Genomic DNA, 22,210 nt, shown 5'->3' with positions numbered 1-22,210 from the left:
ATTGAAAACAAACAGACGTGATTTTATAAAAAGTATGTCAGCTTTAGGTATTGTTGGTGCAACATATCCTCTTTTATCTGCTTGTGCAAGTAAAAATGGAAATGAATATTTAAACGAAAAGATTACAAAAATCGAAATATTTCGATATGATATTAACATACCTCGTTATTTTTCTTGGGGAACTTGGCATAACCGTCAGCATTTATTTATTAAAATTTCAGCTGGAGATTTTTATGGTTGGACAGAAACACCAGCTTCAAAAAACAATCCAGATTATAAACCAACAGCTTGGGTTAAATATCTAGAACAATTTAAAGGGTTAACGCTTGGTGAAGCTCAAAAATTACTGGCGTCAGAACAAGTGCTAGGTTCTAAACGCTCTTTAAAAATGTTAGAGTCTTTAGATATGGCGCTTTTAGATGTATCAGGAAGAATTCAAAACAAATCTGCTGTTGAATTACTAGGTTTAACAGGCACAAATCCGGTTCCGGGATTGTATTGCATTTTAGATAAGGACGAGAAAAAAGTTAGAGAAGAAGCCAAAAAAAGTATCGAACAAAACCTTGGTCATCATATGAAATTTAAAATGTATGGTGATGAAAACGTAGATATGAAGTTACTTAAAACGATACGAGATGTTTTGGGAGATGATGCTGTAGTAATTTCAGATGTCAATAAAGGCTATAAAAAGTGGCAATCTTTAGACGAATTAAAAGGAATTTTAGATCGTTTTAAGGCTAATGGACTAAATGCCATTGAAGACCCTGCACATTTAAAAACAAAGCAATGGATAGAGTTGCAAGAAATGGTGGGTGAGTTGACCTTAATTCCAGATGCGCCTATGCGTCCTGCCTGGAAAGGCATCAACACTATGCAAAAAGGAATGGGACACATTTATAATTTGCATCCATCTACGATGGGAAGTTTAACTCATACAGCAAAATTAGCGCATAAAATACAAGAAATAGGTGCAAAAGTAATGATAGGCGATGATAGTTTGGTAGGTCCAGCTTGTTCTGCGTGGCAACAAATAGCGATTGGCGTTGGAGCCACTTGGGTAGAAGCGATAGAGAAAAAAGAAGATTCTAAAATCTATTTAGAATGTTTGCAAAGCGCAGCTACAAAAAAGGAATCTAATGGATATTATTCCTTTAAACCAGCACCTGGTTTTGGACTAGAAATAGACACCGATCGTTTGAAAAAGGTAAGTGAATTGTATATAGAAGTTTAACAAAACTATAATTTTTTAAAAGACTGTTGAAAACCATAAAAAATAGAATAATGATTGTTAAAAAATTAGATCTTATTTTTTTTGTTACGTTATTTTTTTTCTTGTTGACGAGTTGTCAAAAACAACAAATTGTTCAAAAGCCAAATGTGCTGCTTATTTGTGTAGATGACCTTCGTCCGGAGTTAAAGAGTTTTGGAGCTGAATATATTAACTCTCCAAATATTGATGCTTTAGCGGAAAAAGGAATTAAATTCCAAAAGCATTTTGTAAACTCACCAAGTTGTGGTCCATCTCGATATACTTTATTAACAGGGCAGTATGGGCCAGCAGGAAACAATGCACTTTTTAGTAGAGCAAAAAAAATAAAACAAGGTAATCTAAAAGTAGATAAGAGTATTCCAGAGTGGTTCAGAACATATGGCTATACAACGGTTTCGGTTGGAAAAGTATCTCATCACCCTGGAGGTAGAGGAGGAAAAAATTGGAATGATAGCATAAAAGTAGAAATGCCTAATGCGTGGGATAAGCATTTGATGCCAGTTGCGGAATGGCAACACCCACGAGGGATGATGCATGGATTGGCTAATGGCCAGATTCGAGTAAAATCAGCTGATATGGCTGTTTTTCAGACAGTAGAAGGCGACGACAATAGTTATCCAGATGGAGCAATTACAGATGAAGCCGTGAAACAACTAGGAGCACTTGCCAGTAATAAAGAAAATCCATTTTTTCTTGCTGTTGGAATTATTAAACCACACTTGCCTTTTGGTGCACCAAAAACATATTATGATAGGTATGCTGGTGTTGACCTCCCTGAAATAAAACACCCTCAAAAACCAAAAGGAAGAACAACATGGCATGGATCTGGTGAATTTATGAAATACAATCGTTGGGGTAAAAACCCTAATAAAGATGTTGATTTTGCGAATGATGTGCGTCGTCATTATGCTGCATGTGTAAGTTATGCAGATGCCCAAGTAGGTAAAATTCTTGCAGCATTAAAAAAAACAGGAGCAGATAAAAACACCATTGTTGTACTTTGGGGAGACCATGGTTGGCACTTAGGAGAACATGCGATTTGGGGAAAACATAGTTTGTTTGAGGAATCGTTACATGCTCCTTTAATAATTCATTATCCAGGAATGAAAAATGAAGGGGCGAATACAGATGCTATTGTAGAAACAGTCGATATTTTTCCGACGTTATGTGATTTAGCAGAAATTGAAACTCCTGAGTATGTTCATGGTACGTCTCTAAAAGAAATATTAGTAAACCCGAATGCTACAGGTCACTATGCTATATCTTACAACAATAATGCTTCAACCATCAGAACTTCAACGCATAGAATGACATTACATCAGGATGGATTTGTAGAATTATATAATCACACAACAACAGAAAAGGAAACTAAGAATATCGCTGAAGAATACCCAGAATTAGTTAAAGAGTTAAAAGTGAAGTTAAGTACTAGGTTAAAACTAAAATAAAAATAAAAAAATAATGATAAAAGTAGGATTATTTGGTATTGGTTTAGATACCTATTGGCCACAATTTGAAGGACTGCTAGAACGTTTGGAAGGCTACCAACAACAAATTGCCACCAAAATGGTAGAGTTTGGTGCAGAGGTTGTCAATGTTGGTTTGGTAGATTCTCCTGTTGTTGCTAGAGAAAAAGCAGAGGTACTAAAAAAAGAAGACGTAGATATCTTGTTTTTATACATCTCAACGTATGCCTTGTCATCAACAGTATTACCTGTAGTACAAAAGGTAAAATGCCCAATAATCATATTAAACATACAACCCGTTGCAGCCATAGATTACGAAAGCTTTAATGCGTTGGGCGATCGCGGAAAAATGACAGGAGAATGGTTGGCGCATTGTCAAGCTTGTTCAGTTCCAGAATTTGCCAATGTATTTAATCGTGCAGGAATAAAGTATGAGTTTGTTACAGGGTATTTAGGAGAGCAAGTTGTTTGGGATGATATTCAAGATTGGATAGATGCCACAAAAGTCGCATCCATAATGCAAAATAACAGACTCGGAGTTTTAGGACATTATTATGCAGGAATGTTAGATGTATATTCCGATTTAACCAAACAATCCGCTGCCTTTGGCACACACATAGAAATTGTAGAAATGTGTGAAGTAAAAAAATACAGAGATGCTGTTACCGATGCTGAGGTTGATGATAAGTTAAATGAATTTAAAAGGACGTTTGAAGTGCTTGATACCTGTGAGAATGACGAATTGGTTCGCGCAGCAAAAACATCAATAGCTTTAGATAAATTAGTAAAAAATCACGATTTAGGTTCGTTAGCCTATTATTATGAAGGTGAAAATGGCAACGAGTATGAAAATATTGTAACCTCCGTTATTGCAGGAAATACTTTATTAACAGGGAAAAACGTACCTGTTGCAGGAGAATATGAGGTAAAGAATGCGCAAGCTATGAAAATTATGGACGCCTTTGGTGTTGGAGGTTCCTTTTCTGAGTTTTATGCGATGGATTTTAATGATGATATTGTGATGTTGGGTCACGATGGTCCTGCACATTTTGCCATAGCAGAAGGTAATGTTCAATTAGTGCCTTTGCCTGTTTATCACGGAAAACCAGGGAAAGGGTTGTCTATTCAAATGACAGTAAAACATGGACCTGTAACTTTATTATCTGTAGTAGAAGGAAAAGATGATGTATTTTTATTAGTAGCAGAAGGCGCATCTGTAGAAGGTCCAGTTTTGCAAATAGGAAATACAAACAGTCGTTACCGTTTTTCAATAGGCGCTCGTACTTTTATGAACGAATGGTCCAAACAAGGACCATCGCATCATTGCGTTATTGGTGTAGGGCATATTGCCAATAAAATTGAGAAACTAGGAAATATATTAAATTTACGTGTGGTTCGGATTTGTTAATTAATTTAAAAATAACTTTTATTCAAAATCATTTTCAAATGATAAAAATTATACGATTAATCTTAATAGTACTATTAAGTCAAGCTTGTGCTAACAAACAAGAATCTTCAGTTCCAAACATAATTATCATAAACGTTGATGATATGGGTTGGAAAGATGTAGGGTTTATGGGAAGTGAATATTATGAAACACCAAACATAGACTATTTATCGAGCTTAGGTATGGTCTTTACAAATGGTTATGCATCAGCTTCAAACTGTGCACCTAGCAGAGCGTGTTTAATGACTGGGCAATGGACACCACGTCATGGGATTTACACGGTTAGTCCTTCAACACGTGGGAAATCTGAACACAGAAAATTGATTCCAACAAAAAACACACATACACTCTCCAAAAAACATACTATTTTACCAAAGGTACTGCGTGAGAATGGATATGTGACCTGTCAGGCAGGAAAGTGGCATTTAAGCGATAATCCTTTAGAATATGGATTTGATGTAAATATTGGAGGGGGGCACAATGGGTTGCCAAAAAGTTATTACCCGCCTTATAAAAATGTAACAATTGAAGGCGGTTCTGATAAATATCTAACGGATGCTATAATGGAAAAAGCGATACAATTTATAGATACTGTACAAAAACCATTTTATCTTAATTATTCGCCTTATGCCGTTCATGTACCTATAATGCCAGTGGATAGTATTTTGCCTAAATATGAAAAAAAGGCACCATGGAATGGTCAGGGAAATCCAGAATATGGGTCTATGGTTGATAACCTAGATAGAAACATAGGGTTACTTATAAATAAACTAAAAGAAAAACATCTTTTTGATAATACCTTGATTGTTTTTACTTCAGATAATGGTGGTTTATATGGTATAACCAAACAAAAACCATTACGAGCCGGAAAAGGAAGTTATTATGAAGGTGGTATTAGAGAGCCTTTTTTCTTTGTTTTAAATGGTAAAATAAAAAAAAATACGAAGAGTGAAGTCGCAATAACAAATTTAGATATTTTTCCAACAATACTAAATTATGCTAAAGTAGATGCTACTAATTTATCTTTGGATGGAAATAATATAGCAACAATTTTGCAAGAAGAAACTAATGATTTGGAGCGCCCTTTGTTTTGGCATTTTCCTATTTATTTACAAGCCTATAATGAAAATGATAACGAAAACAGAGATTCTTTATTTAGAACACGCCCTGGTTCTGTAGTAAGGAAAGGAGATTGGAAACTTCATTATTATTTTGAAGATAACGATATGGAATTGTATAATTTATCTGAAGATGTTGGAGAAAAAAATAATCTTATAGATACAAATCCAGAAAAGAAAGAGGAGTTATTAAAAATATTGAAAAAATGGTGGAAAGATACTGATGCACCAATTCCAAAGACTAAAAACCCTGTGTACATCAATAAGGTTTCACATCAATAAATTCCCTTTATTTTAATAAAATAATATTTCGGCATAGTACAGGATACAAATCAACTTAGTATGCAGTAAAATTATACATTAACAAACTTAAAATAAAATTATGCAAGCAATTTTAGGAGTATTATTTCATTCTTTAGGAGGTGTAGCAGCAGGTAGTTTTTACATGCCATACAACAAAGTAAAAGGTTGGTCTTGGGAAACCTATTGGATGGTTGGTGGTATCATGTCATGGCTAATTGTACCACCAATTGCAGCTTATGTAACAGTGCCAGGTTTTGTAGAAATTATTGCATCAAGCTCCAATACAATTTTAGGAATTACCTTTTTAATGGGATTACTTTGGGGTATAGGTGGTTTGTCTTATGGCTTAGGAGTACGTTATTTAGGAATGTCTTTAGGAAACTCCGTAGTTTTAGGTTTTTGCGCTGCTTTTGGTGCTGTTGTACCTTCTGTTTATTATAATTTTAATCCTCAAGAAGGTAAAACTTCGTTTACAGAAATGATCTCTTCTACTGGCGGACAAGTTGTTTTACTCGGAGTTTTGGTTTGCCTTTTAGGGATTGCGCTTTCTGGAAAAGCAGGAATGCTAAAAGAAAAGGAATTATCAGAAGAAGAAAAGAAAAAGAGTGTTTCAGAATTTAATTTGGTAAAAGGATTAATTGTTGCAATCTTATCTGGGATTTTAAGTTCTTTTTTTAGCTTTGGTATAGAAGCAGGAAAACCTTTAGCAGATGCTGCTGTTGCAGCAGGATATGAACACTTGTTTGCTAATAATGTAACTTTTGTGGTGATTCTTTGGGGTGGTTTAGCCACGAATTTAGTTTGGACTAGCATTTTGAGTATCAGAAATAAATCGTATAAAGATTTCACAAATAAAAGTACACCAATCCGTAATAATATTTTATTCTCTGCATTAGCAGGTATCATCTGGTTTTTACAATTCTTCTTTTACGGAATGGGAGAAAGTAAATTAGGAAATGGAGCAAGTTCTTGGATTTTACATATGTCTACGATTATTTTAACTGCCAATCTATGGGGAATTTATCGCAAAGAATGGCAAGGTGTTACCAAAAAAACAAAATGGACCATAACATCAGGAATTGTTGTGATTATTTTATCCGTTGTTTTGGTGGGTATTGGAAATTCTATATAAAAATAAGTAATCATAATACATCAGGAGACTACAGGATATGATCAAAATTTTAAACGGTTAGTTTTGAGAAGTTTAATACCCATAAATGTAATGATGAAAAACCAAAAGTTTTTAAAGCATAATCTCCTTATTTTACTGAGTTTTACTTTTGTAGCCTTTACGCAAGCTCAAGTAAAATTATCTACTGATTTTACAAGTGAAAACGATAAAAAACTTCCTATTCACAATGTTTGGAATACAGCAAATAGAATAAGTCCAAAAAGTGGTTCTAATATTCGTACAGGACTTAAAATGAATATTGTTAGGATGATTGGAGGAATTAATAAAAAAGTAAATGGCGAGAATGCAAAAGATTTAGATTTTGATCCTTGTTTATACGATTCTATCAATAATAAATATGTGTATAGATGGGATCCTTTAATAGAAAGACTTAATAAGGTTGTAAACTCGCAAACCGAAATTTTACAAATCGCTTTAGATCAACCACCTTGGGCTTTTCAGCATGGGTATACTTTTATTCCAAAAGGTACAAGAGATAATATCAACTTTCGTGAAGATGAAAGAATATCCATTTATGGAAATTCTTTGCCTCCTGCAGATAAACAAGCCTATCACGATTTTATAAAAGCGTTGATGACAAAACTGGTAGAAACCTATGGAGAAGAAAAAGTGTTGTCTTGGCGTTTTAGAGTAGGTTCAGAAATTGAAACACCAGATCATTGGTTTGGTACCAAACAAGATTTTATAGAACATTTTGCAAATACAGAAAGTGCAGTAAGAGCTATTTTACCTAATGCTAAGGTTGGATTGCATACTAGAAATCCTGGGTTTTTATATAAAAACGGAACTATTTTAAACTATAAAGGAGAGCCTTATGCTTCCTTTATAGATGATCTTATAGAGTATAACGATGCCAATAATATAAAATGTGATTTTTGGGGATTATCAGATTACATTATTATAGATAATAGTGCTCTTAGAGATATAAATGGAAAATACACCAAAAATTTTGAACCATTAATTAATAACCCTAAATGGAATCCTGAAACAACAATAGATATTATGGAGTATTCTACTGTTACAACTATGAAGGGTGCAGATGGTAAAGGTTATATTACTTGCGAAACTTCGCATAGAGAAATCGTAGAGTTGATTTTTTCGAATACCTTTTATAAAAATAAAGACAAAGGTTTAGAATTTATTTATAGATGGGGAAATAGAACAGGTAGTGAAGATCCTGATGCTATAAAAGAATTAAATACAATGATAGATTTAGTTCGTTATGAAACCAGTATTTCAGGAAACCCTAATACATCAACAAACGAGTTGGATGCCATTTTTGCTAAAAACGATACAAAAGATGAGTATGATGTATTAATCTATAATTACAATAGCAATTCTATTAATTATAGGAATGCTGAAACTGTTGAGGTAGCATTTACAACAGATTTACCTGTAAGCACAACATTATACTACAGAAGTAAGGCTTATGGAAAAGAGCATAATAAACTTCAGAATTTTTTAATTGATAATGCAAACTACGTAATGAGTGGTTTTGATTCTAAAGGAGATCCAGACCGTACTTTAACAGAGGCAGGTTATACAGCTTATCAAAATTATGAAAATCCAAATCCTTCTGTTTTTACAGAATGGAAAACCATTACTACTAAAGCAAGAAATGATGGAAAATCTGGATCTGAAGTTAATATTTCTACTGAAATAGGTTCTTTTGCTTTTGAAAAATTCGAATTTAGACCAGAAGCTAATTTTCTAGAAGCCATTACTCCAGCAACCTATGTTTGGTCTACTACAGATGATTTTTCTGCTTGGTCTGCTGTAAAAAATGGTATGACAATCAATACAGAGAACGATAAATTAACTATAGATTTCTCTTCTAACGTTTCTTGGCCAATGTTAGCCGTAACAGATGTTAACATCAATGCGAATTTGTATAGTACTTTAAGAATTGTAGTTAAAAATAGTACAGATAAACCAGATTTGCAAATGGCACCAAATGCCCCAGGTTCAAGTTTTGTATCTGGAAGAAAAAAAGAAACAGTGCCTAATGATAACCAATGGCATACTTTAGATTTTGATTTAACAAATTGGGGATTATGGACAGGTACAATCAATGAATTTAAATTTTATAATAATTTCAGTTCTGGAAGTATTGTTTTTGATAAGATAGAATTTATTCCAAATAATTTAATGACGCATTCAATAACGCTTAGCAAAGAAGGTCAAGGTCTATTAAATTATGGCAGTGGTACTGCACTGAATGGACAAGAATTGAGTTTAATTGCTGTTGCCAATGAAGGTTGGACGTTTGAAGGTTGGGAAGGAGATATTACAAGTACAGATAATCCGTTAGCAATTACAGTAACATCAGATCTAAATATCAAAGCAATTTTTTCTAATGGTCAATTATCTGTTGATAAAAATAGTTTACAAAAGATTACTGTATTTCCAAATCCAAGTAACAATGGGGTGTTTCAAATAAAAAATCAAACTCTTCAAAGTTGGAAAGTATTCTCCATCACTGGAAAAAAAATGATGGAAGGAAAAGGAAATACTATTGATATTTCTGCTTACGCAAAGGGTATTTATATTTTAAAAATCAATAATGCTTTTGTAAAATTACTTTACTAAAATCAATAAAATAAGATTTACCAAATGATAAAAAATCAAAAGCTATTATCAATTATATTCTTAGTCTTTATTTGTGTTTCGTGCAATAAACCGTCAACTTCTAGTTCTATTGTTTTTGACAAGTTATTGGTTAATACACAACAAAATCCATCAACAATAGAAAGTAAACAGCCTTTATTTTCTTGGACTGTTGATGCAGAAGGTAATAATAAATCACAATCTGCTTATCATATCTTAGTAGCTACATCCGAAGAAAATTTGAATGAAAATGATGCTAATGTTTGGAATTCTGATAAAGTAATAAGTGATAAATCAACGTTTGTAAAATACCAAGGAAAGCCTTTAAAAGCGTTGCAGCATTATTTTTGGAAAGTAAAGATTTGGGATGAAAAAGGAACTGCATCAAATTGGTCTGCTGTTCAGGAGTTTGAAATGGGTTTGATGGATAACAAAAACTGGGGAGACTCCAAATGGATTACCTTAAATAAAGATACCAGAACTTCTGCTTATCAGTTTAGAGATTATAAAACAGGTAAAATGAAAAATCAGCCTGCTAAAAAAGTAAACGGATTTGCTGCTAGTTATTTTAGAAACGAACTTAAGATTGATAAAAAAATAGAAAATGCCCAAGTGTATATCTGCGGATTAGGATATTACGAGTTGTTTTTAAATGGAGAAAAGGTTGGTGATCACGTTTTAGATCCTGCACCTTCTAATTATAATAAACAGGCGTATTATGTAAATTATGATATTACATCAGCTTTAAAATCGGGTAAAAATGCATTCGGAATTATTTTAGGAAATGGTTTTTATGGTCAAAATATTTCTTGGAAAAGAGATCCAGAATCAGAAAAAGATATGGCTTATGGCCCGCCAACCGTAAAATGTTTGGTAAAACTGCAATATACTGATGGCACGTCATCAGATTTTTATACGGATGAACAGTGGAAAGAAGCTACAGGTCCTATAGTCTTTAATAATATTTATGGAGGAGATACTTACGATGCCAATTTCGAATTAGGGAATTGGACTTCTGTTGGTTTTAATGATACTACTTGGGGAAATGCAAAAATTGCATCACCCAAATTAAGAACAATTAGTGCACAACAAATGCCTGCCATTAAAAAACTAAAAGAGTTATCACCTACAAGGGTTTTTAAAGGTACAGATGGAGAATGGATTGTAGATTTTGGACAAAACATTGCTGGTTGGGTAAAAATTAATGTAGAAGAAAAAAAAGGACAACTGATAGATATTATTACTACAGAAGCACTTTTAACAAACGGAAAGGATATTTTTAAAGGCTCTACAGGTGGTGGCGCAAATGGAATGACACAAGTTTACAAATACATTTGTAAAGGAAATGATTTAGAATCTTGGGAACCAAAATTTAGTTATCACGGATTTAGATATGCCAAAATTAAAGGAATTTCTAGAAAGCCAGATGCAGATATGATTAAGGCAGTTTTGGTAGCTACAGATATTCAAGAAACAGGTAGTTTTTCGTCTTCTGATGCACTGCTAAACAAAATGCATGACATTAGTAAATGGACAATTGTAGACAACGTTCACGGAATTCCAGAAGATTGTCCTCATAGAGAAAAATGTGGTTGGTTAGGTGATGCACACGCATTTTGTGAATATGCTTTATACAATTATGATATGTATGATTTTTATAAAAAATACATGGAAGACATTAAAACACAAATGCGACCAACAAAAGGACATAACAATCCTGAATTAAAGTTTCAAGTGCCAACAATGATTGCACCAGGTAAAAGAACTTCTACGTATGCAAAAATAGATTGGGGTGTTGCAACCATGTATTTGCCTTGGTATAATTATAAGTTTTACGGTGATGATGAAATCGTAAAAGACTATTATGAACCAATGAAAGGATTGACCGATTTTTACCTGAACTTTAAAGGAGAAAACGGAATTATGCAAGATGGAATGGGAGATTGGTGTCCGCCACTTTGGGATAGAAGAAAAAATCCAAGTGCAATGGAATGTGATCCTATTATTTCTGCAAATGCCTATTTTTATGATGTTTTAGGAATTATGGAGAAATTTGCAAAAATGAATAATGATGCTGTTTATGAAACGAAAATGAAAAAAGAAAAAGAAGCGTTGTTAAAAGCCTTCAATCAACAGTTTTTAGTTGATATTCCAAACACAAAACACAAATGGTATCAAAGTCAGACAGCAACTGTACAAGCTTTACAATTTAATATGGTTCCAGCATCAGAAATAGAAACTGTTGTAAATGGTTTAGTGCACAATATTGTTGAGGTAAAAGGAGGTCATCACTCTACAGGTATTCATGGTAACAGATACATTTATACAGTGTTGTCTAAATACGGAAAAGCAGATTTAGCGTATCAAATTTTAACAACACCAGATTTTCCAAGTCAAACTTATGTAATGAATTCAGGTTTCACAACATGGCCAGAGCGTCAGTTTATTTGGGAAGAAATGGAAGGACCATCAAACTCTTTAAACCATCCAATGCACAGTGGTTTTGCTGCGTATTTTTACGAGTCTTTAGGTGGTATTCAATCATCAACAGAAAAAGCAGGATTTAAACAATTTATCGTAAATCCAGAATTTTCAGGTCAAATTTCAAGTACACAAGTATCTGTGCCAACTCCGTTTGGAAGTATCAAAAATAATTGGACTTCTGAAGGTGGTTTATTAACAATGAATTTGGAAGTGCCTTTTAATACTGAAGCTAAAATTATTTTAGATAAAAAAGAGTTTGAATCTTTAAAAATAAATGATACATCTTTTGATGCTTTTAAAGATAAAAATCAAATTGTCATAGCAGATACAACAAATATACTTTTAGGTTCTGGAACCTATAAAATAAAATATCAAAAATCATCAAAGTAAAGCATTATACAACAGGATGCTTTTAAAATAAGCAAAACTTATTTTTGACTTTATACAGAAGAATTATGAAGAATTTTTTTTTACTTTTTACCTTATCATTCGTTTCAATTCAATTGTTTGCACAAACAGCTATTTGCGATGGTACATTACCCTTTGAAGAAAAAGATGGTTTGTTAACAATAGAAATGGAATCTGGAATACTAAACGATGACAGATGGAAAATAGCAACAGAAACATTTGAAGGAGAAGAAGTAACCTATTTACATTGGACAGGTAATGAGTCTTTTAATGCACTTTCTGGCGCGCCAATTGTTTATAAAATAAAAATTAATAATCCTGGTACATACAGATTTGCATGGAGAATGAGAGTTGGTAAAGGAACTAGTAAAGGAGAGCATAATGATGCTTGGTTAAAGATAGACGGAGAAGATTTTTATGGAATAAAAAACGGTGCCAAAGTTTATCCAAAACCATATTGTAATTCTAGTGCAGATTTACATTGTGCAGAAGGAAGTTCTACAGAGAATTTTATTAAAGCATTTGGTAATCGTTTAGATTATGGTTTTGTAACTAATACCAATGATGGAGATTCTCATCGAGTTTTTGTCACTTTTAATGAGGCTAAAGAGTATACAATTACTATAGATGCTAGATCTTCTTATTTATTTATTGATAAAATGGTGTTACATAGAAATAGTGTTTCTAGTACAACTGCTTTTAATTTAAACAATCCTGAATCTACGTGTTATAATGCATCATTATCTACCAAAGATGTTAAAAAAAAAGAATTAAAAATTTACCCAAACCCAACTAAAGGAAAAATAGAGATAAAAAATATTCCAAACAATTCAAAACTTACAATTTCTAATATTTTTGGAGCTATCATTAAAAAAATAGAAACAAAAAAATCTTCAGAAATTATTGATATGAGTGATTTAAATAGTGGTGTTTACTTTATTTCTAACGATGATAAAAATAATAGTTTCACAAAAAAAATTATTAAAATTTAAGTTGATAAAAGCTCAGGTTTACGTTTTTCTACTATGTATAACTCTTCTTTTTAGCTGTAGCAAAGAAGAAAAACAAAAACACAAAAAACCAAACATTCTATTTATTCTTGTTGATGATTTAGGTTATCATGATCTAAGCGTTACAGGAAGTCAATTTTACGAAACACCAAATGTAGATCAACTTGCAAATCAAAGTGTAATTTTTACACAAGGTTATGCAGCAAGTAGAGTTTGTAGCCCTTCTAGAGCCAGTATAATGACTGGTAAATTTACTGCACGTCATGGAATTACAGATTGGATTGGCGCAAAAACCGGTACAGATTGGCGCAGTAGAAAAAGGTATGATAAATTATTGCCAGCAAATTATGTTCAGAATTTACCAAAAGACGATATTACTATTGCAGAAATTTTAAAAAGCAAAGGTTACAAAACTTTTTTTGCTGGTAAATGGCACTTAGGTAACAAAGGTTCGTATCCAGAAGATCATGGTTTTGAAATTAATAAAGGAGGTTTTCATAGAGGAGGTCCTGCAGGTGGTTTTTTTAGTCCTTGGCAAAACCCGAAACTAGAAAACAAACAAAAAGGTGAAAATCTTACGATACGTTTAGCAAAAGAAACTTCTAAGTTTATCCAACAATATAAAGATTCTACTTTTTTTGCTTTTTTATCTTTCTATGCTGTGCATGCACCTATCCAGACTACAGAAGCAAAATGGAAAAAATACAGAGATAAAGCAGATAGTTTAGGCATTGCTAAATCTGGTTATAAAATGGAACGTGTTTTACCAATTCGTAAAGTGCAAGACAATCCTATTTATGGTGGTTTGGTAGCAACTATGGATGCTGCTGTGGGTATAGTTTTAAAAACTCTAAAAGATAATGGTCTAGATAAAAATACCATTGTTGTTTTTACTTCTGATAATGGTGGTGTGGCTTCTGGAGATAATTTTTCTACAAGTAATTTACCTTTAAGAGGCGGAAAAGGCTACCAATGGGAAGGTGGAATTAGAGAACCTTTTTTCATAAAAGTTCCTTGGTTAAAAAGTAAAGTTACAGAAACAAATTTCCCAGTAATTCATACTGATTTTTATCCAACTTTTTTAGATTTAGCAGGTATTGCTTTAAAACCAAAACAGCATATAGATGGTATTAGCTTAAAACCTATTTTAGAAGGAAAAGAAATCAATACCGATAGACCATTATTTTGGCACTATCCACATTATGGTAATCAAGGAGGAGAACCATCATCTATCATTCAGCAAAATGGTTGGAAATTGATTTATTATTGGGAAGATAACCGTCAAGAATTATTTAAGTTGCCATCAACTGAAAAAGATGAATTGAATGTAGTTGCAAAACACCCAAAATTGGCAAAGCAACTTCATAATAAATTAATGAATTGGTTACACGAAGTCGACGCTAAATTTCCTAAAAAAGACACAGAATACGACAGTATAAAAGACGCAAAAAGAGATTTTAATATGATCAACCATAAATTAAAATCCTTAGAAAAAAATAGATTAGAAATACTTTCTAAAGATTTTAAACCCAATGCAAATTGGTGGAAAAGTAAAATTACAAATGATTAATTTTTCTTTTTAGGACCTCTTTTAGGTTCAGGGTTTTTTGCAATAAAATCTAATAATATTTTTTTTACATCATCAATAGTTCCTTGTTCTAAACCATTATTTTTGTTGGCTCCAGTAATCCAATATAAAATCATTCCAGCATCAGAGCAATCCCATTTTCCTTTTTGAAATCGAACAACATCATCTACTTCTGCCAATTTACCAAGTGTCCAAATTAATTGAATACGCGAATCAGAATGGTTTTTAGCCCAATTCCATTGTGCAATAGGTACTTTTAATTTTATATTTTGATCAGGAATTCTTACTTCTTCAATTCCAAAATCTAAAATTTGTTTCCATGTATAAAAATCACCAGCATTATCATTTGCAGGATGATGCGTAATTACTTTTACAAATTTGTGTTTTTCTTTAGGTATTTTTTGCAAAGCAAGACCTAAAATATCTGGTTCGCCAGCTTCAATAATCCATAACGGATCATTTTTTGTAGACGCATTTATTGCCCATGCTAAATCGTTAATAGTTTCTTGTTTTTGCCAAATAGCATCAAAAAAGGTTAAGTGTTCAAAACCTGTCCAACGTCTTGCTGTCATATCACAAGCTATTTGCATTAAATGATGACGTTCTTTTTCTGCTTTTTCAGAAATACGATCATCTCTAACCAAATCACAACTATGAGAATAATGTACCAATCTATCTTCTAAACCAGCAGATTTTAATAAAGCAATTGTTATGGCGGTTCCACCTAAATCATCAGGATCAGGAGAATTTCCATCAGCAACTATAGCAATTCTTCCTTTTGGAGGATTGATGGTTTGCGCTGTAATTTGGTAGAAAGAAAATAATATTGAAAATGCAATTAAAACATTTTTTTTCATCGTATTGTTTATTTAGATGTTTAAAAATAATATCATCTTATCATATAAATACCCTGTAGTATCCTGTCATAGAAGATGTTTCTATAAATAATAACTTAACAATCGGTACACTACAAGATACATAAGAATTACTTAATAACTAATTTGCAAAAGAACATAATACAATAAACCTATAGAATATGAAACAGTATATTTTTTTAATTCTAATTACAGTTTTCTTTATAACTAGTTGTAAACAAGAAAAAATTGCAAATAAACCACCCAATATTCTTTGGTTGGTAACAGAAGATATGGGGCATTATATACCATCTTTTGGAGATTCTACAATCGTTACTCCGCACTTAAGTAGATTAGCTAAAGAAGGTGTCGTTTATCCGAATTTATATTCAACTTCTGGTGTTTGTGCACCTAGTAGAGCTGCAATTGCAACAGGTATGTATCCTTCTAGTATTGGCGCAAATCATATGCGAACAACTTCTTATAATGATGTAATTGGTATTCCTAAATACGGCGCTGTTCCGCCAGCAGAAGTAAAAATGATAAGCGAACTACTTCGTAAACAAGGCTATTATTGTTCTAATAATTACAAAACAGATTACCAATTTAAACCACCAGTTACAGCTTGGGATGAAAGTAGTCCTTACGCACATTGGAGAAATAGAGGCAAAGATCAACCGTTTTTTGCGGTGTTTAATTTTACTGAAACTCACGAATCTGGTTTGTTTGAACCTTATGGTTTTAGAGAAATAGAAACTAGATATTATTATGCGGGTGATAGAACTTATAAATGGAAAGGTTTTGGGAAATCGCATGCTAAAAACAGAATGACAGAGGCTGAAACTCCTGTGCATGTATCAAAAAATACTAAATTTAAAATACCACCTTATTTGCAAGACAATGAAGTTTCTCAAAGAGATTTATGGAAATTGTACAATAATATTGCAGAAATGGACAAACAAGTTGGTGCTGTTTTAAAACAATTAGAAGAAGATGGATTATTAGACAATACGATTATTTTCTTTTATGGAGACCATGGCGGACCAATGCCAAGAGAAAAAAGACTGATTTACGATTCTGGTTTAAAAACACCAATGATTATTCGTTTTCCTGATAAAAAAAATGCAGGAATCAAAGATGGGCAATTGTTAAGTTTTGTAGATTTTGCACCTACTTTACTTTCTTTAACAAACCAAGAGCCAAAAGAATACATGCAAGGACAAGCGTTTTTGGGAAATTTTAAAGAAAAAGAACGAAATTATATTCATGCAGCTGCAGATCGTTTTGATGGTTTTACTGATGCAATTAGAGCGGTAAAAGACAAGCAATTTAAATATATAAGAAATTACAGGCCAGAGCAAGCGTATTATCTTCCTATTACTTACAGAGAAAAAATACCAACAATGGAAAACCTGTTAATCTTAAATAATGAAGGTAAATTAAATGAAAATCAAATGCAATGGTTTAGAGAATCTAAACCCCAAGAAGAGTTATTTGATTGTTTAAATGACCCTTTTGAGCTGAACAATTTAGCAGAGAATCAAAAATACAAAGAAAAACTGATAGAGCTATCTAATGAAATGGACAGATGGTTATCAGAAATTAAAGACATTCCAAACTTACCGGAAAAAGAATTGGTAACTAAACTATGGAATGGTAAAAAAACAAAACCAATTACTGCGGATCCAGTTGTTCAGTTTGAAAATAATAAAGTAAAAATTAGTTGCGATACAGAAGGAGCATCAATAGGTTATAAAACAAACCCAAAAGCGAAGAGTTGGAGTGTGTATTCTAAGCCTTTTAGTATAAGTATAGAATCTAAAGAAAATTTATTAGTGAAAGCCCATAGAATTGGTTATGTGCCTAGTAAATCTATTCAAGTTAACATTGCAGATTTAAAATAAATAAGAGGAATTAAAAACAACTGTTGTGCATTTATAGAATTTATTAAATGCACAACAGTTGTTTTACTTCTTCCAAATACTTTCCATTTCTTCTAACGTTTTTCCTTTTGTTTCTGGAATATATTTCCAAACAAACCACATGGCTATTAAAGACATAAGACCATATACCCAATATGCAAAACCGTGATTAAATTGTTCAGTAAGTGCAGTGTTATCATTCATCATCGGGAAAGTTAAAGACACTAAATAATTAGATACCCATTGCGCTGCAACAGCAATTGCCATTGCTTTTCCTCTAATTTTATTTGGAAATATTTCTGATAATAGAACCCAAGTAACTGGTCCCCAACTAAGGGCAAAACTAGCAACATATAACATCATACATCCAAGCGCTAAATAACCTGTTGCGCCAGAGAAAAATACAAATCCTAGAGCTAACATGGCCACTGCCATACCTAAAGCACCAATTAACATTAATGGTTTTCTACCTTTTTTATCTACCGTTTTTACAGCGATAATTGTAAATAAGAAGTTTACAATTCCTACAATTATGGTAAGTAATAAGGCCCCATCAGTATCTGGGTCTATAGATTTAAAAATTTCTGGAGCATAATATAACACTACATTAATTCCTACAAATTGTTGAAAAACAGAAAGAAGAACACCTATTATTATTACTGCCCAACCATAAGATAATAGTTTTCCAGAAGTTTCTGTCACAGAGTTTTCTATTTCAGATAGTACTCTTTTACCTTCTTGTTCTCCATTAACTCTAATTAAAACATCTAAAGCTTCTTCTGGTTTGTTTTTTAACATTAAAGAACGAGGTGTATCTGGCACAAAGAATAATAAACCTAAGAATAACCCTGCAGGGATCACTTCTGATGCAAACATCCATCTCCAACCAACTTCATTTAACCAAGCATCAGAACCACCACCTCTAGAAATAAAGTAGTTTACAAAATAAACCACCATAAAACCACCAACAATGGCAAGTTGATTAAAAGACACCAATCTTCCTCTACTATTTGCAGGTGCAATTTCTGCAATATATAAAGGAGATAACATAGATGCTAAACCAACACCAATACCACCTATAATTCTGTACATAATAAATATGGTAGAAAAGGTATGGTCTAACTCACCAATAGGTGCTATTAACATTTCTGGCATAGCAGAACCTAATGCTGAAATTAAGAAAAGAACTGCAGCAAGAATTAACCCTTTTTTACGGCCTAATTTCTTGCTAATAAGTCCACCAAATAGTCCGCCAATTATACAACCTATTAATGCACTAGCTACTAAAAAACCTTTAAAAGCATTGGCAGCAGCTTCTGGCAATCCTTTAGGAGTCACAAAAAAGGTTTCTAAAGAACCCACGGTTCCAGAAATAACACCAGTGTCGTATCCAAATAAAAGACCTCCTAAGGTTGCGACTAAAGTTAATTTTAATAAGTATTTAGAATTATTTGATGAACTCATAGTTTAAATTTTAGATATATTGATTGATAATATTCTCAAAAAGTTCTTGTTTACCGCTTGTTAAAGGAAGTTCTCCATTTTCTTGGGCAATTTTATACAAGTCTTTTAATTCTAATTTACCGGCTTCAAAAGCAGCACCATTTCCAGAGTCAAAAGAACTGTATCTTTTTTCTCTTAAAGAATTGTAAGCAGAAGAAGTCATAATTTTATCAGCAGTAATTAAGGCTCTTGCAAACGTGTCTGCTCCACCAATATGTGCTAAGAAAACATCTTCTAAATCTGTAGAATTTCTTCTGATTTTTGCATCAAAATTAACACCACCACCTTGTAAACCACCAGCTTCTAAGAAAACTAACATAGCTTCTGTAGTTTCTTGTATATTGTTTGGAAATTGATCTGTATCCCAACCATTTTGGTAATCTCCTCTGTTGGCATCTATACTACCTAACATGCCTGCTTTGGCAGCAACTGCTAACTCATGTTGCATTGTATGCTGAGCTAAAGTTGCATGATTTACCTCAATATTCATTTTAAAATCTTTGTCTAAACCATATTCTTTTAAGAATCCAATAGCGGTAGCAGAATCAAAATCATATTGATGTTTCATAGGTTCCATAGGTTTTGGTTCTATAAAGAAAGTACCTTTAAAACCTTGCGCTCTTGCATAATCTTTTGCCATGGTTAAAAACTGCGCCATGTGATCTAATTCACGACCCATATCTGTGTTTAACAAAGACATATAACCTTCTCTTCCTCCCCAAAAAACGTAGTTCTCACCACCTAATTTAATCGTTGCATCTAAAGCCAATTTTACTTGTCCGCCAGCTCTTGCAACAACATTAAAATCTGGGTTAGTAGAAGCTCCATTCATATAACGTGGATTTGAAAAACAGTTTGCTGTTCCCCATAATAATTTTACGCCTGTTTCTGCTTGTTTTCCTTTAATGTAATCTGTAATTGTATCTAATCGTTTTTCAGATTCTGCAAACGTTGCGCCTTCTTGTACTAAATCGTAATCATGAAAACAAAAATATTCGAAGCCCATTTTATGAATAAATTCGAAAGCTGCATCTGCTTTGTCTTTAGCTGCTTGTATTGGGTCTGAAGCTTTGTCCCACTCAAAACTTTGTGTACCTGGGCCAAAAGGATCTGAACCCTGACCACAGAAGGTGTGCCAATAGGCAATAGAAAACTTGAACCAATCTTTCATTTTTTTACCAGCAATAACTTGTTCTGGATTGTAGTATTTAAATGCTAATGGATTGTCTGATTCTTTACCTTCGAATTGAATTTTATCAATTCCTTTAAAATATTCTTTATTTGCCATTTTGATAAATATTTAATTGTGTTATTGTTATCTGTACTGATTTTGCGTTAGGGATTGCAGTGGAAATCCTTTTTTGAGGAACGAATAAAAAGATTGAAACGTAAAGCCCGACCTTTTTAGGGAACGCCCAAATGTTATGTATTTAAAATTAATTCTAGTTCTTTTTTCCAGTTTTGATACGCTTCTTTAAAAGCTTGTTTTTCTTTATTGGGTGTAAATGTCATTACATAATCATTATTCATGATTGTTTTGCTAAAAGAAGCAAAATCGCCAGTATGTAAATTGGCTGCTCTTGCTGCACCAATGGCACCTGTTGTGTTGTAAATTTCTATTTCTTGATCAATTAATGTAGCAACCGTATTTGCAAAAATTTCTGAACGAAAAAGGTTGTCATTTCCTGCTCTAATTACCTTTGGTTTGATGCCGTCTGAAGTTAAAATTTCCATGCCGTACACAAATGAAAACGCAATTCCTTCTAAGGCTGCTCTACATAAATGTCCTTTATGATGATTGTTTAGATTTAAATTTAATACACGAGTACCAATTTCTTTGTTGTTTAACATACGTTCTGCTCCGTTACCAAAAGGAATTAAGCAAACTCCATCTGAGCCGACCTCAATTTCTGAGGCCAACTTGTTCATGTCTTCGTAAGAAGAAACATCTAAATTATTTAATAACCATCTGTATTGAATTCCTGCTCCGTTAATACAAAGTAATTTTCCTATTCTTACTGCAGCTCCTTTTTTATAATTAACATGCGCAAAATTATTTACTCGATCGCTTTCTTTTGCAGACAAACTATCTGTAACAGCATAAAAAACTCCAGAAGTTCCTCCAGTTGCAGCAACTTCTCCAGGATGAAATACGTTTAATGATAATGCATTATTAGGTTGATCTCCTGCTCTGTAATAAATTGGAGTTCCTGTAGCTAAACCACTTTCTTCTGCTCCTTTTTGATCAACCACAGATTGCATATCAAAAGTTTCTACAATATCTGGCACTAAAGAAGCGTTAATGCCATAGTTTTCTAGAAGAAAATCTGCAATTTTATCATTTTTAAAATCCCAAAAAATACCTTCTGATAATCCTGAAATCGTTGTGTTTATTTTGTTAGAAAATTTATAAGCAATAAAGTCTCCTGGTAACATAAATTTATAAATCTGATTGTAAATATCAGGTTCATTTTCTTTTACCCATTTAAGTTTAGAAGCTGTAAAATTTGCGGGAGAGTTTAATAATTGCGTAGCGCATTTTTCTTCTCCAATTTGTTTGAAAGCTTTTTTACCAGTTGCTACAGCTCTACTATCGCACCAAATGATACTTTTACGCAAAGGTTCTCCTTGTTTATCTACCAAAACCAAACCATGCATTTGGTAAGAAATACCAATACCTTTAATTTGGGTTTTATTAATGTTATATTGTTTTTTTAAAGATTGTATTGCGTTGCAAACATGCAACCACCAATCATTTGGTTCTTGTTCTGCCCAACCATTTTTTTGAGCAAACATGCTCATTTCCTCTTTCGGTTCTTGAACTACCCCAATACTTTTACCAGAGTTAATTTCTACTAGAGCTGCTTTTATCGAAGAACTTCCGATGTCTAATCCTAAATGGTAATTCATTTTTTTTTTTATGTATTAGCAATTTTAATTTTTTTTTAGGCAACTTTTATCCTGCACTGTCATGATAATTTTAACTGATTGAAATAATATTTATATATAGTTATTAATTATTCTAAAAGTCGGTAGTG

The 22,210-nt window shown here is 32.7% G+C and carries 14 protein-coding genes; 10 read left to right on the top strand and 4 right to left on the bottom strand.

Annotated features, from left to right (window positions below; genetic code table 11):
• Position 1: 1 nt before the first annotated feature.
• From BXQ17_RS09860 to BXQ17_RS09820, 9 genes are all read left to right on the top strand, one after another.
• Positions 2-1,231, top strand: a complete 1,230-nt coding sequence (locus BXQ17_RS09860) for a mandelate racemase/muconate lactonizing enzyme family protein (RefSeq protein WP_187661391.1) — start codon at positions 2-4, stop codon at positions 1,229-1,231.
• A 50-nt stretch (positions 1,232-1,281) separates the two neighbouring features.
• Positions 1,282-2,718: a sulfatase gene (locus BXQ17_RS09855; RefSeq protein WP_077810482.1), complete on the top strand. Its 1,437-nt coding sequence runs from the start codon at positions 1,282-1,284 to the stop codon at positions 2,716-2,718.
• Positions 2,719-2,731: 13 nt separating this feature from the next.
• Entirely contained in the window at positions 2,732-4,144 is a 1,413-nt protein-coding gene (locus BXQ17_RS09850) for an L-fucose/L-arabinose isomerase family protein (protein WP_077810481.1), read from the top strand.
• A gap of 143 nt (positions 4,145-4,287) precedes the next feature.
• Positions 4,288-5,583, top strand: a complete 1,296-nt coding sequence (locus BXQ17_RS09845) for a sulfatase (RefSeq protein ID WP_254712363.1) — start codon at positions 4,288-4,290, stop codon at positions 5,581-5,583.
• A gap of 100 nt (positions 5,584-5,683) precedes the next feature.
• A complete protein-coding gene (rhaT, locus tag BXQ17_RS09840; RefSeq protein WP_077810479.1) occupies positions 5,684-6,736 on the top strand; it encodes an L-rhamnose/proton symporter RhaT in 1,053 nt (350 codons plus the stop codon).
• A gap of 63 nt (positions 6,737-6,799) precedes the next feature.
• Complete coding sequence (locus tag BXQ17_RS09835) at positions 6,800-9,385, top strand: T9SS type A sorting domain-containing protein (RefSeq protein ID WP_149025895.1); 2,586 nt, start codon at positions 6,800-6,802, stop codon at positions 9,383-9,385.
• A gap of 24 nt (positions 9,386-9,409) precedes the next feature.
• Positions 9,410-12,277: an alpha-L-rhamnosidase gene (locus BXQ17_RS09830; protein WP_077810477.1), complete on the top strand. Its 2,868-nt coding sequence runs from the start codon at positions 9,410-9,412 to the stop codon at positions 12,275-12,277.
• A 65-nt stretch (positions 12,278-12,342) separates the two neighbouring features.
• Entirely contained in the window at positions 12,343-13,287 is a 945-nt protein-coding gene (locus tag BXQ17_RS09825) for a T9SS type A sorting domain-containing protein (protein ID WP_077810476.1), read from the top strand.
• Entirely contained in the window at positions 13,244-14,875 is a 1,632-nt protein-coding gene (locus BXQ17_RS09820; protein WP_077810475.1) for a sulfatase, read from the top strand. Before BXQ17_RS09825 ends, BXQ17_RS09820 begins: the two co-directional genes overlap by 44 nt.
• Here the strand turns inward: BXQ17_RS09820 and BXQ17_RS09815 are convergent.
• Positions 14,872-15,750 carry a hypothetical protein gene (locus tag BXQ17_RS09815; protein ID WP_077810474.1) on the bottom strand — a complete coding sequence of 293 codons (879 nt, stop codon included), beginning with the start codon at positions 15,748-15,750 and terminating at the stop codon, positions 14,872-14,874. The two genes, BXQ17_RS09820 and BXQ17_RS09815, sit on opposite strands and share 4 nt — an antisense overlap.
• A 179-nt stretch (positions 15,751-15,929) precedes the next feature.
• On the opposite strand from BXQ17_RS09815, the gene BXQ17_RS09810 reads away from it, so the two are divergent.
• A complete protein-coding gene (locus BXQ17_RS09810; RefSeq protein WP_077810473.1) occupies positions 15,930-17,651 on the top strand; it encodes a sulfatase in 1,722 nt (573 codons plus the stop codon).
• Positions 17,652-17,714: 63 nt separating this feature from the next.
• Here the strand turns inward: BXQ17_RS09810 and xylE are convergent, their stop codons facing one another.
• The 3 genes from xylE to BXQ17_RS09795 all read right to left on the bottom strand — a co-directional run bounded on the left by xylE (position 17,715) and on the right by BXQ17_RS09795 (position 22,082).
• A complete protein-coding gene (xylE, locus tag BXQ17_RS09805) occupies positions 17,715-19,133 on the bottom strand; it encodes a D-xylose transporter XylE (protein WP_077810472.1) in 1,419 nt (472 codons plus the stop codon).
• A 10-nt stretch (positions 19,134-19,143) separates the two neighbouring features.
• A complete protein-coding gene (xylA, locus tag BXQ17_RS09800; protein ID WP_077810471.1) occupies positions 19,144-20,460 on the bottom strand; it encodes a xylose isomerase in 1,317 nt (438 codons plus the stop codon).
• A 134-nt stretch (positions 20,461-20,594) separates the two neighbouring features.
• Positions 20,595-22,082, bottom strand: a complete 1,488-nt coding sequence (locus tag BXQ17_RS09795; RefSeq protein ID WP_077810470.1) for a xylulokinase — start codon at positions 22,080-22,082, stop codon at positions 20,595-20,597.
• Between the last annotated feature and the right edge of the window lie 128 nt (positions 22,083-22,210).

This window comes from Polaribacter sp. BM10 (genome assembly GCF_002005425.1).
Lineage (GTDB): Bacteria > Bacteroidota > Bacteroidia > Flavobacteriales > Flavobacteriaceae > Polaribacter > Polaribacter marinaquae.
The sequence above is the reverse complement of the archived record's forward strand: the minus strand, read 5'-3'. Positions and strand labels throughout refer to the sequence as shown.

Coding starts and splice junctions, on each gene's coding strand:
- xylE (WP_077810472.1), bottom strand. CDS start 19,133: ATGAGTTCATCAAATAATTCTAAATACTTATTAAAATTAACTTTAGTC.
- BXQ17_RS09810 (WP_077810473.1), top strand. CDS start 15,930: ATGAAACAGTATATTTTTTTAATTCTAATTACAGTTTTCTTTATAACT.
- xylA (WP_077810471.1), bottom strand. CDS start 20,460: ATGGCAAATAAAGAATATTTTAAAGGAATTGATAAAATTCAATTCGAA.
- BXQ17_RS09825 (WP_077810476.1), top strand. CDS start 12,343: ATGAAGAATTTTTTTTTACTTTTTACCTTATCATTCGTTTCAATTCAA.
- BXQ17_RS09815 (WP_077810474.1), bottom strand. CDS start 15,750: ATGAAAAAAAATGTTTTAATTGCATTTTCAATATTATTTTCTTTCTAC.
- BXQ17_RS09850 (WP_077810481.1), top strand. CDS start 2,732: ATGATAAAAGTAGGATTATTTGGTATTGGTTTAGATACCTATTGGCCA.
- BXQ17_RS09795 (WP_077810470.1), bottom strand. CDS start 22,082: ATGAATTACCATTTAGGATTAGACATCGGAAGTTCTTCGATAAAAGCA.
- BXQ17_RS09820 (WP_077810475.1), top strand. CDS start 13,244: ATGATAAAAATAATAGTTTCACAAAAAAAATTATTAAAATTTAAGTTG.
- BXQ17_RS09830 (WP_077810477.1), top strand. CDS start 9,410: ATGATAAAAAATCAAAAGCTATTATCAATTATATTCTTAGTCTTTATT.
- rhaT (WP_077810479.1), top strand. CDS start 5,684: ATGCAAGCAATTTTAGGAGTATTATTTCATTCTTTAGGAGGTGTAGCA.
- BXQ17_RS09855 (WP_077810482.1), top strand. CDS start 1,282: ATGATTGTTAAAAAATTAGATCTTATTTTTTTTGTTACGTTATTTTTT.
- BXQ17_RS09845 (WP_254712363.1), top strand. CDS start 4,288: ATGGGTTGGAAAGATGTAGGGTTTATGGGAAGTGAATATTATGAAACA.